This window comes from Ruegeria sp. AWH4_226, assembly GCF_056159225.1.
The window spans coordinates 331,258-347,986 of the sequence record NZ_JBSWUU010000002.1 but is presented as its reverse complement, the minus strand read 5'-3'; the positions used below and the strand labels follow the sequence as shown (position 1 = coordinate 347,986).

The 16,729-nt window shown below is 55.0% G+C and carries 11 protein-coding genes; 9 read left to right on the top strand and 2 right to left on the bottom strand.

Annotation, left to right across the window (positions count from 1 at the left end; all coding sequences use genetic code 11):
* Positions 1-27: 27 nt before the first annotated feature.
* Positions 28-1,323: a gluzincin family metallopeptidase gene (locus tag ACXAET_RS16965; RefSeq protein WP_475187769.1), complete on the top strand. Its 1,296-nt coding sequence runs from the start codon at positions 28-30 to the stop codon at positions 1,321-1,323.
* 153 nt (positions 1,324-1,476) lie between these two features.
* The gene (locus tag ACXAET_RS16960; protein ID WP_475187766.1) at positions 1,477-2,337 is read left to right on the top strand and encodes a hypothetical protein; all 861 of its coding nucleotides are present in this window, start codon (positions 1,477-1,479) and stop codon (positions 2,335-2,337) included.
* Positions 2,338-2,397: 60 nt separating this feature from the next.
* On the opposite strand, the gene ACXAET_RS16955 is transcribed toward ACXAET_RS16960, so the two are convergent.
* Together ACXAET_RS16955 and ACXAET_RS16950 are read right to left on the bottom strand one after the other, a co-directional pair.
* Positions 2,398-4,173 carry a tetratricopeptide repeat protein gene (locus ACXAET_RS16955; RefSeq protein ID WP_475187764.1) on the bottom strand — a complete coding sequence of 592 codons (1,776 nt, stop codon included), beginning with the start codon at positions 4,171-4,173 and terminating at the stop codon, positions 2,398-2,400.
* A gap of 114 nt (positions 4,174-4,287) precedes the next feature.
* Positions 4,288-4,902 (bottom strand): GNAT family N-acetyltransferase, encoded by a 615-nt coding sequence (locus ACXAET_RS16950; RefSeq protein ID WP_475187762.1) that lies wholly within the window; start codon positions 4,900-4,902, stop codon positions 4,288-4,290.
* 427 nt (positions 4,903-5,329) lie between these two features.
* Between ACXAET_RS16950 and ACXAET_RS16945 the strand changes: the two genes are divergently transcribed.
* The 7 genes from ACXAET_RS16945 (at position 5,330) to ACXAET_RS16915 (ending at position 16,724) form a co-directional block, all read left to right on the top strand.
* Positions 5,330-6,172: a fumarylacetoacetate hydrolase family protein gene (locus ACXAET_RS16945; protein WP_475187760.1), complete on the top strand. Its 843-nt coding sequence runs from the start codon at positions 5,330-5,332 to the stop codon at positions 6,170-6,172.
* Between the two features lie 539 nt (positions 6,173-6,711).
* On the top strand, positions 6,712-8,025 hold the full coding sequence (locus ACXAET_RS16940) for a hypothetical protein (protein WP_475187758.1): 1,314 nt from the start codon (positions 6,712-6,714) through the stop codon (positions 8,023-8,025).
* Between the two features lie 69 nt (positions 8,026-8,094).
* Entirely contained in the window at positions 8,095-11,634 is a 3,540-nt protein-coding gene (locus ACXAET_RS16935; RefSeq protein ID WP_475187757.1) for an ATP-binding protein, read from the top strand.
* Positions 11,635-11,664: 30 nt separating this feature from the next.
* Positions 11,665-11,922: a DUF4242 domain-containing protein gene (locus ACXAET_RS16930; RefSeq protein WP_475187754.1), complete on the top strand. Its 258-nt coding sequence runs from the start codon at positions 11,665-11,667 to the stop codon at positions 11,920-11,922.
* 107 nt (positions 11,923-12,029) lie between these two features.
* Complete coding sequence (locus tag ACXAET_RS16925) at positions 12,030-13,445, top strand: FAD-binding oxidoreductase (RefSeq protein WP_475187751.1); 1,416 nt, start codon at positions 12,030-12,032, stop codon at positions 13,443-13,445.
* Between the two features lie 242 nt (positions 13,446-13,687).
* Positions 13,688-15,418: a type I secretion system permease/ATPase gene (locus ACXAET_RS16920; protein WP_475188421.1), complete on the top strand. Its 1,731-nt coding sequence runs from the start codon at positions 13,688-13,690 to the stop codon at positions 15,416-15,418.
* Positions 15,408-16,724: an HlyD family type I secretion periplasmic adaptor subunit gene (locus tag ACXAET_RS16915; RefSeq protein WP_475187747.1), complete on the top strand. Its 1,317-nt coding sequence runs from the start codon at positions 15,408-15,410 to the stop codon at positions 16,722-16,724. Before ACXAET_RS16920 ends, ACXAET_RS16915 begins: the two co-directional genes overlap by 11 nt.
* Positions 16,725-16,729: the final 5 nt, after the last annotated feature.

The window sequence follows — 16,729 nt, the reverse complement described above, 5'->3', positions numbered from 1 at the left end:
AACGGACACGCAACGGGAGGGCGCTCAGTGACTAACCCCGAACAAATCGAACAAGAAGAACCCGGAACCCGGTTCTTGCTTTATCCGCAATCGCCCTTTCTGGAACCGGATGCCCCGTTGGAATTGGTCGAAATCTCGGCACCACAGGGCAGTATCGGACCTGGGCCATCGGGGCCGCGGATGTACACGGTCAACCCCGTTGGCAAATCCACACCCTATGGCGCGATCGTGCCGGGACCTGGTGGTTCGGGAATGTATCTGCCGCCCTGGGATGGCTATATCCAACCCCCCGCGATGCCGGATGAGTTCGGTAATTTCATCCATATCGACCCGACAGACCCCGCTTTTGAGGCCGCGCATCTGTTTGGCTCTGCGCATTTCACGATGGATGTCTGGCAGGGATATTTTGACCGCCCGATCCCATGGCATTTTGCCCGTGACTTCGACCGTCTTGAACTGTCGCTTCTACCCAGCCTCGACAACGCTCATATCGGTTGGGGGTTTTTGGAAACCGGAGGGACACATGAGCACGGGAACGAATACCGCCCCTATAGCCTGAACTTCGATGTCGTCGCACATGAGATTGGCCACGCCATAATTTACAGCGTGATCGGGATGCCGACAGACGGAGATGCGGCGGGCGAGTATTATGGGTTTCATGAATCCGCCGCTGATCTGGTGGCGCTGCTTGCGTCTTTACATTTCGGATCGGTGGTTGACGCGCTGCTCGAAAACACGCGAGGGAACCTTTACACGTTCAACCGCCTGAGCCGGTTTGCCGAGCTGTCAGACAATGCCCAAATACGCATTGCGGCCAATAATCGCCCGCTTTCAGATTTTGCCGCCGGATGGTCCAGCGAGCATGACCTCTCTGAGCCCTTGACCGGCGCGATGTTCGATGTGTTTGTCGACATTTATCACGAACGGCTGCTGCTACATGGTCTGATCACCGCCGAGGAAGAAGACCTGTCGGATCAGCTTGAAGGCTCGCCTGATTACAGCCGCGTCATGCAGGACATATTTGACAAGCGATATGCCGAAAACCCGGAAGGGTTCCGTATTGCGCTGCTTGAAGCGCGAGATTTCCTTGGGTCGTATCTGGCAGATGCGTGGGAAATGCTGGACGCGGATATGCTCAGCTACTTCGGGGTTGAAAAGGCTTTGCTTGCCGTGGATCAGGAGGTTACAGGAGGCGCTTTCCGCCGCATCATCGAAGGCAACTTCCGTATGCGCGATATCGGCCTGACAACGGCAGGTCCGCGCCTGCCCGACCCCAATGAGGACAGTCATTCGAATTCGGTCCGGACGCAAGTACCAGACTGAAACGGAAAAATCTTTATTTTTAAGCCATTTTGTGGCATTCAGACGTGGGGTGATTTTTGGAACACATTTGCTCGGTCTAATTGTTCGAGCGCAATTTATTGGGGGGAGATGAGGGTTCCGACTTCGTCGATCCCATAGATGGGAGAGAATGACATGTCCGAGTCCTTGCTCAGTTTTTCTGAAGTGCTTTTGTTCGGAAGAGTTATTGAAGACATCAAGATACAATCACAAACAAAGGTGAAAGCAGCCACCACCGTAAACCTGTCGCTGCCGTTGAAGGGCAATACAGTCGACGGCGTGACTTTGAGGCCGCGCGACCGCGTCTTGGTAAAAAATCAGGATAACTTGGTTGAGAACGGCATCTATACAGTTGCGGATGACGCGGACAGTTCTTGGTTCAACAAAATGCAGGTGCGGCGTGGTACTTTGATCAGAGTCCGTAAGGGTACGCAATTCGATCAGAACAAACCGTTCTGGGAGCAATTGGGTAGATTTGATCTTGGTGAGCAAGAGTTCAAAAGAGTTGATAAACGCCGGAAGCGGCGTGGTAATAACAATCACCTAGCAGAACAGTTAGACGACGACGCCCAATTGGCCAGAATCTACGGATTCGCGTATGAAGGAACGTATTATGAGCTGCCCGAACCCACGATTTTTCTGGTACATGGTGAAGGCGATACGGCAACTCAAGCAAATGCGCCTGCAGGCCAGGGATCTCGCGCGCCAGTGAATCCATCGCTCTCTGGCGTTGCGTCTGCGGATTATCAGTATGCTAATGATATGCGCGTCTGGGACTACGACAAAGCTGACTACACTATGCGTATGGACGTAATGACCGGTCAGTTCGAACAGGTCTTGCTGGATATCTATTTCGGTTTCGACAGCCCTGCGGTCAGTGGCGCCAAGGTTTCCGGCGCCAAGGTGAGCGGGGCGAAAGTTTCCGGTGCAAAAGTCAGTGGCGCTAAGGTGAGCGGGGCTAAAGTCAGCGGTGCCAAGGCGCGCGGCGGCGATTGAATCTTGCCTTAGCAGCAACAGAAACGGGCGCGTGACTAACGCGCCCTTTTTTGTGGGTCGTTAGAATCCGGCCTTTTTCAGACCTTCCACAAAATGCTGGGTGTCTTCCTCCAGCCGGTCGGGCAGAACCGAGCCCCACCGCTTGAGCGAGAAATTAGGATGCACGGCCCGGTGTTTCTCTGCGATCTGACGGGCCAACTCTGTTTGACCAAGCTGTGCGTAACTGGCAGCCAACATCCGCTGACCTTCGGTCGGGTTGTTCATCTTGTTGACGGTTTCGATCACGTCTTCGTACCGGCGCAAATTGTAATACGCACCGCCCAGGTGCCACAGGTACTGGTCAGGGAAATACGGGTTCAGCCGCATCGCCTGCTGGATATGCGTGATCGCCGTTTCGTTGTCTCCGGAATGCGCCAAAGCATCGGCAAAATCCGAGTGCATGTCTGCGTCATTCGGGTTCAAAGCCAAAGCCCGCTGGTAAGACTGAATCGCAGCGTCATGTTCCTTGCGGTAAAGGTGAACATAGCCCAATTCGCCAAAACCACGCGCATCGGTTGGATCGAGCTCGATCGCGCGTTGCGCAAAAGTTAAAGCTTGGTTGAAGGCGTCTGAGGGGTCCTCGGTCCAGGAATAGCGCCAATCGATGTTCAGCGTGCGTGACAGGGCAGCTGCAGCACGTGCGTATCCTCCATCGCGGTCGAGCGCGTTTTTGTAAAAATCCTGCGCCTTTCGGTTGTCGTTTCTTGTGTATTTGAAGATGTGATGTTGGCCCTGTAGGACAGACCCATAAGCCTCGAGGTCGGAGGGGACCGACTGGATCATGCGCTGCTTTTCGTGAGACTCGATCATCACTGCAGTTGCGGCAACTATGCATTCGGTCACCTCGTCCAGAATATCAAAGATATCGTCGATCTTACGGTCATATCGTTCCCCCCAAATCGTCCGCTCGGTACTGGCATCGACCAATTCTGCCGTGATCCGGATGCGACTGGCCGAACGGCGTACGCTGCCGCGGGCGACATAGCGTACGTTCAGTTTTCGGGCTGCCTCTTTCGGCGGCATAGACTGTGTTTTGAAGAAAAAAGATGAGTTCCGAGCAATCACGAACAGATTGCGGAACTTGGACAGATTCATGATGATGTCGTCGGTCAGTCCCTCGGCGATCCAGCTATCTGTTTCGTCCCCGCCGTGGCTGGCAAATGGCAGAATTGCGACTGAGGGCGTATCCGGGCGTTCCAGGATATCGCCGGGCATGCCGGGCCGCATGGTTCCTGCCATGGTGGCGCCTGCGACTTCGCTGCGAACACAATAGGTGGATACAGGCGCAAGGATGTTCTTGAGTTGTTTTGGCCCGAGGAATTCATAGCCATAGCGCAGCCTATTACAGACCTGATCGTAGACGGCGGAACTGACATACACCCGTTCAGGTTCGGCAATTTCCTGAAGACGGGCGGCGATGTTCACATTGTCGCCGTGGATACCGCGATCGTCGATCAGAATTTCACCCAGATGAACACCAGCGCGAAACTTGATTCGCTGAGTCTCGGGGCCTTTCTGGTTGTGCTGGCTGGCAATGCGGTGCAGCTCGATCCCGAATTCAACGGCGCTGGTGGCGGTCTCGAACAGGGCTAGAATACCATCACCGCGCACTTCGATCACCCGGCCTTGGAAATGAGCGCAGCTTTGTTCGAGTTGCGATATCAATGATTTCAGTGCGTTATAGGTATCCAACTCATTTTCGCTCATCAGGCGCGAATATCCGACGACGTCGGCAAATAAGACGGCGCCCAGTTTTTGCGTCATGGAAGAGTTTGGATTCGTGGTATTCACATTCATAACTCGCCTCAGGGGGTGCAATCGAACCCGATGTTACCTTGTACCAAAAAATGGTTTTGCATTCTGAGTGCAAAATCACACCCGAGTATCTGCATTTGATTATGTCAAACTTATTTAGTCAAACTTATCAACCTGCGGTGGCCAAGACCAGAGCGGACACCCGTATGACCCGAACGTTACCACGATGTCCGGGGTCAGTTCTTTTGCCAGTTTCAAGCGCCGGGCCATCCAGTCTTGTCTGAGAAGACCCACCACGACCATATCGTGAAATGTTCCGTCCGAGTACCAGGCTTGACGCAAGCTGCCTTCTACCTGACATCCCATCCGCTCAACGAGGTCGCGGCTTATCGTGTTGTCCTTGCGGTAATACGAGGTCAAACGGTTCAATCCAAGTTGGCGAAACGCAAAGTCTCCAAGCAGTGCCGTCGCCCTGATCCCAAGGCCCAACCGTCTCGCCGGCTTTGCGACAAACATTGCAATTACAGCGTCCCGGTTAATCGGAGAAATGGCTTCAAGTCCGCTCATTCCCAGAATTTCACCGCTTTCCGACTGAACAACGAACCAACATTTGCTATTGTTACCAGACGGATTGAAAACATCGTTCCAGGCGTCCTCTGTCTGCGTCACGTTGAGCGGTATTCTGGATGTTCTGTCAAATCTGCCAAGGTCCTCAATGTCCTGAAACCAAGGGGTGATAACCTCTAAATCGGCCTTTTCTAGCGGGCGCATTCTGAATACGCGATCTGACTGGTTTTCCAACGGAACAACTACCTTAAATGAAATTCAGAAAAAACTCAGGGCAGACATTAGCACAGATCGGAATAAAACACGAAATGAGAAAACCATAATGCGTGTCTCAACGACCCTGATAGGCGAAAGGTGGCTCGCCTCGCTTTGTAACTGAGCCAATCAACCATGAATGGAATAATGTTCAGTTACAAAACGGCAGTTTACTGGATACTGCACCCACGGCGTTGAAGTTGGTTTGCCTTCAGGCACTCGACCTGCGTGACCCGTTCCATCAACCTGCCTGAGTTCTGATGAAAAGCCTGCGGAACTTTCGCTTCAATTCCGGTCGGGAAGGCGGCAAATTACAATCGGTCAGCCTCTGGTCCCTTTCGCAGGCGGGCCATCCGAGTTAAAAAAGGAACAATAAATGAAGCTCTTACGCTATGGACCGGTTGGTTTGGAAAAGCCCGGCGTTTTGGATGAAGACAACACCATTCGTGACCTGTCGGGTGTCGTGAATGATATCTCCGGTGTTGTGCTCAGTGATGAAGGTCTGGCACAATTGCGTGGTCTTGATCGGAGTTCTTTGCCCATTGTCGAAGGCGAACCGCGCATCGGGCCATGTGTAGGAAATGTCGGCAAGTTTGTTTGCATCGGTTTGAACTACGCCGATCACGCCGCTGAAAGCGGGTTGGATTTGCCGGCCGAGCCAGTGGTGTTCTTCAAAGCTACTTCGGCCATTATTGGCCCGAACGACACTGTCGAAATTCCGCGCGGTTCGATCAAAACCGATTGGGAGGTCGAACTGGGCGTCGTAATTGGCACGCACACGAAATACGTCTCTGAAGCTGACGCTTTAAAGCATGTGGCCGGGTATTGCGTGATCAACGATCTGTCTGAGCGGGACTTCCAACTTCGTCGCTCGGGACAGTGGGTAAAGGGCAAATCGGCCGATACATTTGGCCCAATCGGGCCTTGGCTAGTAACACGGGACGAGGTTGCGGACCCGCAAGACCTGCCGATGTATCTTGAAGTGAATGGTCAACGCTTTCAGGACGGATCTACCAAGACGATGCATTTCAGCGTGGCAACGGTGATCTCGCATCTGTCGCAGTTCATGTCGCTGCAACCGGGCGACTTGATTTCAACTGGTACGCCACCTGGAGTGGGGATGGGGCAAAACCCGCAGACCTTTCTGAAAGCCGGTGACAAGATGGAACTGGGGATCAAAGGGCTTGGTGTGCAACGTTTGGGTGTCGTGCAGGGCTAGCATTTCTTTCAGAACCACATCAAAAAATCTGTAAATTCCAGTGTTTCAAAGGCCGCGTATGACGATTGTTGATGTCTTGGTCAATTGGCAAGAAAATGCAGGAAAAAAAGCCTACGCTTGATTAGGGCAACTGGGCTGGCGTAGTTTTGTAGTAGACTCAGTCAAAATAGGAACAAAATAATACACTTGCTGCGTCTTATCTGGTTTTGAGGATGCATGCGCTTGTTTCTCCTGCTCAGCCCGAGTGCAATTTTCGCACCGGGTGGGGAAATCGTGTCGAAGCTTAACTGAGGACCTTGATAACTGGGGTCGTGTTGACGGAGGGTTTCTGTCTGTAATGCAAAATGAAAGTTGCGCAGCCCGCCGGATTCGGCCTCAAACGCCTTTGTTCAGCCTGAAAAACTTAGCTTCGGTCATACTCAATCGCGCTTACCCGATACTTATTGCTGGCGGATGTTACGCAATTTCCGTCGGCAGAATGCAAAGTGTGGGCACAGCTTTGACCAGGCGGCTGATTTTTGGGGGCAGTAGGTTACGCGATGCACGTTTTTGATGTTGCATTGATAGGCGCAGGACCAGCGGGGTACGCCGCGCTGACCGCATTGCGGGGGTTCTCTGGGTCAGTGGCCGTCATAACGGGCGCAACGCCAGACCCGTTGAAGGGCGGCCCGGCCAAGGTTGTATCCGTGGCGTTTGAACGGCAAAAACCAGCCTGCTTGGCGGATCGCATGCCTGTATCCGGTGATGCGCCGCCCATGTATGCTGCCGCAGAGGTCGGCGGCCTTGCAAACTACTGGGGCAAGCAGTTGCAGGTTTACGGCAGTGACGACCCTTGGGGTCAGGGCTTGTTTCTGAAGACCTGGGACGCCTACCAGGCGGCTTGCGATGTAGTTCAGGCGGATCTTGAAGTTATAGGTGGTACTCAACAGAAGAGTCTCGATAGTGCCTTTGAGGCCAGCGCCCCTCGCCTGTTGGTAGGAACCAAGGATGCGCCGGACAGTCAGTTGAACGCCATGGCGCTGGCTATCGAAAAGCGCCTGCAAGAGATCACAAGTGTCGAGGTTCTCTCCGGGCGTGTGCAGCAAATCGAAGCGGAGCAAGATGTTCTGCGCCTCGACCTTGGCGGAGGCACCCAACTGCGCGCAAGACGTGTGTTTTTGGCAGCCGGTGTTCTTGGGACAGCCACGGCCTTGGCGCGCAGCATCCCAATGGTGTCAGAGATCGGATTTCGTGACCACGCTCCCTACACCATAAACTGCTTCCGGCTCGACCGCATCTTAGGGCCGACGAATAGCTATGCAAGCAAAGGGAACTTCAATGCTTTGACCGTCACGATGAAGAACGGCGGGCGCTGTGATTTGTTCGCTTCGGTCTATGCGGTTTCGCAGGCACCGGTCAGTTTGCTGACGACAAACTTCGGGTTGGGTCCGCACTTCCGTGGGCGGCGGGTTGGCCGATTGTTCGATTTTGTGCAACCAATCCGTCTGTGGACACCAAAAACGCAAGTGCAGTTTCGGCAATGCCCCAAGGCCAGCCAGACTGAGGCAACACCAACGCTGGACAAAGAACCGGACCCAACCCTTCAGAAGTTCCGGGATTGGCTTACTGCTCATGGGGTTCGCACTAAACTGGGTCAAACGGCACCGGGTCAGGGCTTTCACTACCACAGGCTGACGCTGGGGGCTGACCATAGCGGAGTTGACGATGTCGTCGAATCCGCTTTCACCGGGCGGCTGCGTGTAATCGATGCCTCGTGCCTGCAAACGATTGGCTGCCCACCCCATACCTTGACCGCAATGGCACAGGCCTATGCGCGTGTCCGGCATGACTTGGAGCGTCCGATCCATCATTAAGGTTGTCCAGCGTTGCAGTTGGATCGGCCAAACCTTGATCCAACTCCCATTCCTTCGCATGATCCCTTTATGGGTTTTGACGTAGAAGACTGGCTGAAAGAACACGGGTTGGAGCAATATGCGGACGCATTTGCCCGCCATGATGTCGACGCGCGTGTGCTGCCCCTTTTGACCAACGATGACCTGCGCGAAATCGGTGTATCGCTGGGTCACCGAAAAATCCTGTTGGCCGCGTTGCAGGGATTCGATGTCGATATGCTCTCGCCTACCGAGCCTGACAGTACGGCCGTTCGCCCAGAGACGCAGCACTCGTCGGTTGCGGAACGCCGCCACCTGACCGTTCTGTTTGCCGATCTTGTGGGGTCTACTGAATTAACCAACCGACTTGATGCGGAAGACATGCGTGTACTGTTGCAGAGTTATCAGGATGCAGTGGCCGGCGCGGTTTCGCGGTACGGCGGTTACGTCGCAAAATACCTTGGCGACGGATTGTTGGTTTTCTTCGGTTGGCCCCGGGCCTACGAAGACCACGCCATCCGTGCCGTCAAGGCGGCGCTGGATGCGGTAGATCGGGTAAAGGTCTTGCACACCCCTGATGGTGAACCTCTCTCTGCGCGTGTCGGTATTGCCAGCGGCGATGTTGTTGTAGGTGATACGATCGGTGAGAACACCTACGAGGAAGGAGCGATGACGGGGCCAATCCTGAACCTGGCGGCCCGGATACAAGAAAAAGCGGCGCCAAACACGATTGTTGTTCCGAAAGAAGAAACGGAAGCTGCCCTGCACAGCATTTTCAAGTTCTCATCCTTGGGAAGCGTTTCGCTGAAAGGGTTCGACAGCCCCCGTACCTTGCTGCAGGTCGTGGCAGAGCGGAGCGCGGAAAGCCGCTTTCGCGCCGTACATCACGATGATGCCAGCAGCACCCTGATCGGACGGGACTCTGAAAAAGGCATTCTGCACCAGACCTGGCAACGCGCGAAGGGTGGGTTTGGTGAGGTGGTTCTGCTCGCGGGCGAGGCCGGTATCGGCAAATCACGTCTGACCGAAGAGTTTTTGACGGAACCCGAAATCGAGGCAGAGGCAGACATCTTGCGGCTGAATTGTTCGCCTTACATGACCAGCAGCCCGTTTCATCCGGTCGCGGAACGTATTGCGCAGGATGCCGGTGTTGGCCCGGACTACGAGGATGATCAGGTTCTGGACCATGTTCGCGCCATGTTGGAAACCCGACCGGGGATCGAGCTGGAGAATGTGCTGCCAGTGTTTGCAGCACTGGTCGCCCCCGGCAGTGAGCTGGCGCAAGAAGTGCTGAGCCTGTCGCCACAGGAACAGCGGGACATGACAATTCAGACCCTGATCAACGCGGTCAAAGCGCGCTCGGCCGTTCGTCCAGTTATTCTATGTGTCGAAGATGCCCATTGGATTGACCCTTCAACCAGTGCTTTGCTGCATCGGTTTACGTCTATATGTGCCGATTTGCCCCTTATGATGCTGATTACGCATCGTCCGGGGTGGGATCTGGAGCGTGGCGACGGGGATGCCCATGTACAGACGTTGAACCTGCGCCGGTTCGAAACGGGTCATGTTGCCAATTTGATCCGAAATATCTTGGGGAAAGAGCCTGACGATCATTTGGTGGACCTGATTGTCGAAAAGACAGATGGCGTACCCCTGTTCGTCGAAGAGCTGACTCGCGCCGTCATGGCTTCGGACGGCAAAGGACAGATCGCTGTGCCCTCCTCACTTAAAGGTGCTTTGATGGCGCGGCTGGACGCCGTTTCTTCCAAAGCCAAACAAGTTGCTCTGACCGGGGCCGTCATCGGCCGTGAGTTTGAACCTGCACTACTCCAAGCTGCCATGGGTGCCGATGCGACCACCATGCAAGCCGGGCTGGACGAGCTTTGTAGATCTGGACTGATATTTGAAAGCGGCCACAACAAAGATCATTTTGTTTTTCGTCACGCCCTGATCCGCGATACCGCCTATCAATCGATGCTCAGCAGCACACGTCGTAACCAGCACGCTGCGGTGGCCAACGCGTTGATACAGCTGCGCGGGGCCGAGATCGCGCGCCGCCCTGAACTTGTCGCGCATCACCTAACGCAGGCCGAAGATTGGGCAGCCGCCTTTCCACGCTGGCAATCCGCCACCGAAATGGCCCTCGCGCGCTCTGCAAGTCACGAAGCAATGGCAAATGCAAAAGAAGCCTTGAACGCGGCGCGAAAACTGGGGGGTGAGAATTCGGTTGAAACGATCCGCGGGCAAGTTCTGATCGGGCGCAGCCTAGACAATGTTGGTCGACTACAGGAAGGGATCAGTATTCTCAAAAAGGCATCGGACGCAGCCCGTGCAATCGGAAATGTGGACTTGGCAGCAGATATCGCCGAATACTTTGCTGATGCCTGCATGATGTCCGGACAACGGCATAGCGAGGCCATAGATCTTTGCCTGGACGCGTTGCAAAACCTACCCGAACAGGATGAGGTTCGAAAATGTCGAATTCTAGGTCAATTGGCGCGGGCCTGCATGTTCATAGGCCAGCACGCTGAAGGCGCGCGTTTTGGCCAGCAATCGATGGAGTTGGCGGCGCGGCTCGGTGATAACAAGGCCCAGTTTTCTGTCATGATGACGCAGTTTGGCGCGCCGTTTATCGCACGTCGCGAACATGAGGCACGCAATTGGCGTGAAAACCTTGAAGCCATGCACGCGGTGGCCGAAAAACTAGGCACTATCGATCAGGGCCGCGACCGGACGCTCAGCTTGTTTGTTGGTGCAGAAATGGCGGACAGGGCATTGATGGACAATTCGTTGGACTTGCTTGCCGAGATTTCTCAAAAGGACAATCACAGGCATCTCTACTGGGTGCAGACCCACGCGCGAGCCATGGTTTCGATCATGGATGGCGAGTTTGAGCAGGCCGAAAAATTCGCAAATGAAGCTGTCCGAATTGGTAGGCAAACGCATGGTCAACATGTCGAAGGTGTTTTCGGCGTTCAAATGTTCACCATTCGCCGCGAACAGAACCGATTGCACGAGGTTGCACCCGTCATAAAACAACTGATGTCCGACAGCCCAGGAGATCAGGCCTGGAGACCCGGCTTCGGCCTGATTGCGGCGGAACTTGGCTACAAGGAGCCCGCAGAACGTATTCTGAACGAGATTGCAGAGAACGGTTTCACACTGCCGCTTGATGCGATGTATTCGACAACACTGTCTTATTTGGCGGATATCTGTGTTGCCGTTGATAACAAACCACATGCACGGACATTGCTGGATATGCTGTCACCGTTCGAGGATATGACGATAACAGCGGGGGCAACGACCGTGTGCACCGGTTCGGCCGCGCGGCGGCTTGGCAGTCTGTCTGCAGTGCTGGGTGATTGGCCAACGGCCGAACATATGTTCACGAAAGCCATTGAAATCGACACAGCCATGGTCTGCCCACCTTGGATTGCGCACAGCAAAGCTGCATTTGCAAAGGCCTTGCGCATGCGGGGTCGCAAGCAGGATCACAAGCAGGCGTTGGGTCTGGAAGCCGATGCGTTGGCAACAGCACAGAAATTGGGTATGGTTTCCCTAAGGTCAAAACTAGAAGGATCGGTGAGTTAAAACCCTGTCTGCATGCTCTGGGGGGTGCATATGCCTAGGTATATTATAGAACGGAATTTCGCTGAACAGCTTGATATCAGCGACGATGACAAGATTCACATCAAAGAAATAAACGATGAAATTGGGGTTGAATGGATTTTCTCATTTCTCAGCGCCGATAAACGCAAGACTTACTGCCTCTATGAAGCGCCCGATGAAGAAAGCCTTCGACGGGCAGCCAAACGGCTAAATATCCCCGCAGACGTCATCACGCCTGTTGATAAGATCGACCCAGGTATCTTTGCCTGACGCGGTCACTGCGCGATATCACCGGATACAGGTGAGCACAGCGCCGATGCAACAGTAGTGAGGCAGTCAGACAAGAAACCTTCCCTATTCACGGAAGGTTTGAATCCATGTTTGATCTAATGACACTGGATGGTCACTCGGCCACCGTTGACCAGGCTGCGCTGGACTCGTTGGACGCGTCACTTAGGGGATCGGTTTTTTTGCCGGGTAGCCCAGACTATGATGCTGCGCGTGTAACCTGGAACAGTATCGTCGACAGACACCCTGGTTTTGTTATCCGTGCCCTCGGTGCCAGCGACGTGCAGAAGGCAGTGAACTTTGTACGCGAGGCCGGGCTGATTATGTCTGTTCGGTCGGGGGGGCACCAGATTGCAGGTCACGCTGTTGCGGATGATGCGGTTATGCTTGACCTGTCACAGATGCGGTCGGTGCATGTTGATCCACACACCAGAACGGCACGCGTGGCGCCCGGTGCTGTATTGGCCGATATTGACCGAGAAACACAGGCGCATGGGTTGGTGGTGCCGGTTGGGATCAATGGCACCACGGGGATCGCCGGCCTGACCCTTGGCGGCGGATTCGGCTGGACGACTCGCAAATTCGGCATGACCATCGACAATTTGATATCCGCCGAAGTGATTACCGCAGACGGATCCATTGTGACTGCATCAGACAACAGCCACCCTGATCTGTTCTGGGCCATTCGTGGCGGGGGCGGCAATTTTGGCGTGGTGACCTCGTTCGAGTTTCAGTTACACCCGCTTGGGCCCGAGGTCCTATCTGGGCTGGTGGTCCACCCGATTGAGGAGGCGCCAGACTTACTGGCGGACTACGCCCGTATAGCCGACGCAGCGCCAGATGAACTGACCGTCTGGAGCGTGATGCGAAAAGCCCCTCCTCTCCCCTTTCTGCCCGAAGAATGGCACGGGCGCGAGGTGCTGATTTTTGCGGCTTGCTATGCAGGCCCGATAGCAGACGGCGAAGCGGCCCTTGCAGGTTTGCGCAGCCTTGGCGAACCAATTGCTGATGTGATCTCACCTCACGCATTTGTCGACTGGCAAGCGGCGTTTGACCCGCTGTTGACACCGGGTGCGCGGAATTATTGGAAAAGCCACGATTTCAGCACCCTGCCCGCCGACGCGATTTCGGGATTACTTGAAGGAATCTCAACCCTGCCAGATCCCGCATCCGAGGTGTTTGTCGCGCATGTGGGCGGTGCAATGGCCCGCGTAGCCACCGATGCAACAGCGTACCCGGAACGGTCGGCGCATTTCATCATGAATGTTCACACTCGGTGGGAAGACCCCGCCAAGGACGACGCCTGTATCGCATGGGCACGCGCACTTTATGACCGTATGACTCCACATGCTACTGGAAGCGCATATGTCAACTTCATGCCTGCAGATGAGGCCGATCATATGTCAGGTGCTTATGGCGCAAACGGCAAGAGACTGGCACAGATCAAGCGGCAATACGATCCGGATAACCTGTTCAGGATTAACCATAATATCCTGCCGGCCTGAATCGTCTGATTTTTGCGACCTTTCAGGGACAGTGCTTCCAAACAGCATAAAACCCGGTGTTTTTTCGCGCATCACCGGCGCAGTCCTGCCTTGGCTGTTGACAGCCAGTGGCTTTTCGCCGATCCCCTACATCTTGCATTTTAAGACCACCTCCAAAACTATAGGATGCAGCGGGGCGCAAGGTTTCTATCAGCGCCAAAAACTGGATACCAAAGGCACTGAACGTGACGACAGAAAACCGCATGATGATGCAGCGCCGCCATGAACTGCGCAGCGTAAGCAGCAAGGGAATATCATCTTTGGCGCTGGCGTTTTTGTTCAGCATCTTCGTAAACCTTCTGATGCTGACCGGGCCGTTGTTCATGTTGCAGGTCTATGACCGGGTACTGAGTTCGCGCGCGGTTGAGACGCTGACGGCGCTGTTCTTGCTTGTCGCACTCCTCTATGCCCTTATGGCGATGCTGGATTTCGCCCGCGGCAGAATCGTGGCCCGGTTCGGGGCACGGTTCCAATCGCAACTGGATGAACGTGTGTTCGATGCCACCATGCGTCGATCATTGTTCCCCCAAGTGCGGTCGGCCCCAGCGACGGCACTTCGAGATCTGGAGTCTATTCAGAACCTATGTTCTTCGCCCGTTCTGCTTGCCGTGATGGATATCCCATGGACCCCGGTCTTTTTGGCGGCCATTTTCCTGTTCCACCCGCTGCTTGGTTGGTTGGCCGTCGCAGGTGGAACTCTGTTGATCCTGATTGCTTTGTTGAACCAATGGCTGACGCATCGAAAGGTGGCCGAGGCGCAGAAGGCTGCAGCGCAGGCCAATGCATTTTCTGAACATGCAAGGCAAGCAGCCGAAGTGGTACGGTCCCAAGGCATGCAGGGCGATATTACCCAGCGCTGGCAACGGCGACGCATGAGCGCCTTGCGTCAGAGCATTGCCGCCAGCGACTGGACTGGCAGTTTTACCTCTTTGACCAAATCACTGCGATTGTTCCTGCAATCGGCGATGCTCGCGCTTGGCGCGTGGCTGGTGCTGCGCAATGAACTGACCCCCGGTGCGATGATTGCAGGGTCAATCCTGCTGGGTCGGGCATTGGCACCAGTTGAACAGGTCATCGGTCAATGGGGAATGGTCGAGCGCGCCCGGACAGCCTGGTTCTCACTTAACCGATTTCTGGATGCGACACCGCCCGAACAACCGCGCACCAAGCTGCCAGTTCCTGCAGCCAGTTTAACGGCCAAGGGCCTGACGGTTATCCCGCCCGGTGTCGACAAACCGACGTTGCGCAATGTCACGCTGCGGGTTGACCCCGGCAAAGCCCTTGGTGTTATCGGCAAAAGCGGATCGGGTAAATCGACAATGGCCAAGGCTTTGTTAGGCTTGTGGAAGCCAGCGGCAGGAGAAATCCGGTTGGGGGGTGCCACGCTGGATCAATACGACCCCATCGATCTGGGACAGCATATCGGATACCTGCCCCAAGAGGTTACCCTTTTTAACGGATCAGTGGCTGAAAACATCGCGCGCATGTCGGAAAATCCTGATCCAGAGGCCGTAGTTGCTGCGGCTAAGAAAGCAAACGCACACGAGTTGATCCTGTCCCTTAGCAAAGGCTATGACACGTTTTTGGAGGGTAATGACAGCCAGCTTTCGGGCGGTCAGAAACAGCGCATCGCGCTGGCCCGGGCCTTGTACGGGGACCCGGTTCTTCTGATCCTTGACGAGCCAAACTCGGCCCTTGATGCCGATGGAACCGAGGCCTTGAACGCCGCCATACGTGACCTGAAATCCGCCGGTAAATCTGCTATCATTATGACCCATCGCCCTCAGGCGATCTCGGAATGCGACGAACTCGCTGTTGTCGAAAACGGACAAGTCGTGAAATCCGGGAGCCGGGATGAAGTGTTAGCAGCCATGGTACAAAACGCCGGTGCCATAAAACGGGGCTTCAGCCAGGTGACCAAAAATGCAGGATAGTGCGGCGTTGGATACCCGACCGGTTTGGCGCATTACGGTACCAGCCGTCATTGGACTTTTGGCGCTGGTGATCCTGGTCGGAGGGCTGGGCATCTGGGCTGTGCAGACCCGATTGGCCGGTGCCATTATCTCACAAGGTGTAATTGAGGTTCAGAGCAACCGGCAGGTGGTTGAACACCCTGACGGCGGCGTTGTTGGTGAAATCTATGTGCGCGACGGAGATGCTGTTTCTCATGGTGATTTGCTGGTGCGCCTGGACGACACGTTCTTGTCGTCGGAGAAAACCATCGTTGAAACACAATTGTTCGAGTTGCTGGCGCGAAGAGCCCGATTGGAGGCAGAGCGCGACGGGGTCAAAGCCAAAACTCTCGCGGACAATCTGGCAGAAATTCAACAGCAGGAGAACGTGGACCCTGACCTGATCGCAGGTCAACAACGTCTTTTTGAAGCTCGATTTGACACCTTGAACCAACAAACGGAACAGCTTGGCAAGCAATTGATTCAAATTGAAAGTGAGATTGAAGGCACCGAGGCGCAACTTGTCTCGCTTCGCCGTCAAGTTGACCTGATCCAGAACGAACTCAAAGACCAACAGAGCCTGTTTGACCGAGGCTTGACTCCAGCCAGCCGCGTATCGGCCCTGCAACGGGAAGAAGCCAGCCTCACTGGTGAAATCGGGCGGCTTGAAGCGGCTGTTGCGCGTTTGGCGGGCCAGATTGCGGCGACCGAGATCGAGATTGTCGAGTTGACAGCCACCCGTCGCGAGCAGGCCATCACCGCACTGCGGGACGTTCAGACCCAAATCTCGGAACTGGCCGAGCGCCGCTTGTCTCTTGACGTGCGGCTGTCGCGGCTGGATATTCGCGCGCCAGTCTCGGGTACGGTTTATGGTAGCCAGGTTTTCGCGCTGCAATCCGTGATCCAGCCTGCCGAGCCAATGATGTATGTCGTACCGCAGGACACCCCTTTGCTGGTTGCGGCGCGCGTGGATGCTATCCATGTTGATCAGTTGCACATAGGTCAGCCCGTTTCCCTTCGTTTTCCCGCTTTTAACCAACGCGAAACGCCTGAGATTGATGGCCGGGTTGTCACTGTCTCGGCAGACACTTTCACCGATGAAATCTCGGGGCAGACCTATTATCGTGCCGAGGTCGCGCCCGAGGAAAATCAGATTGATCGCCTGAAAGGCCAGGCCTTGCTGCCCGGCATGCCAGTTGAGACCATGATCAAGACAGACGAAAGAACACCGTTGTCGTATCTGGTCAAACCGATGACTGATTACTTCAACCGGGCCTTCCGCGAGTAGTCTTG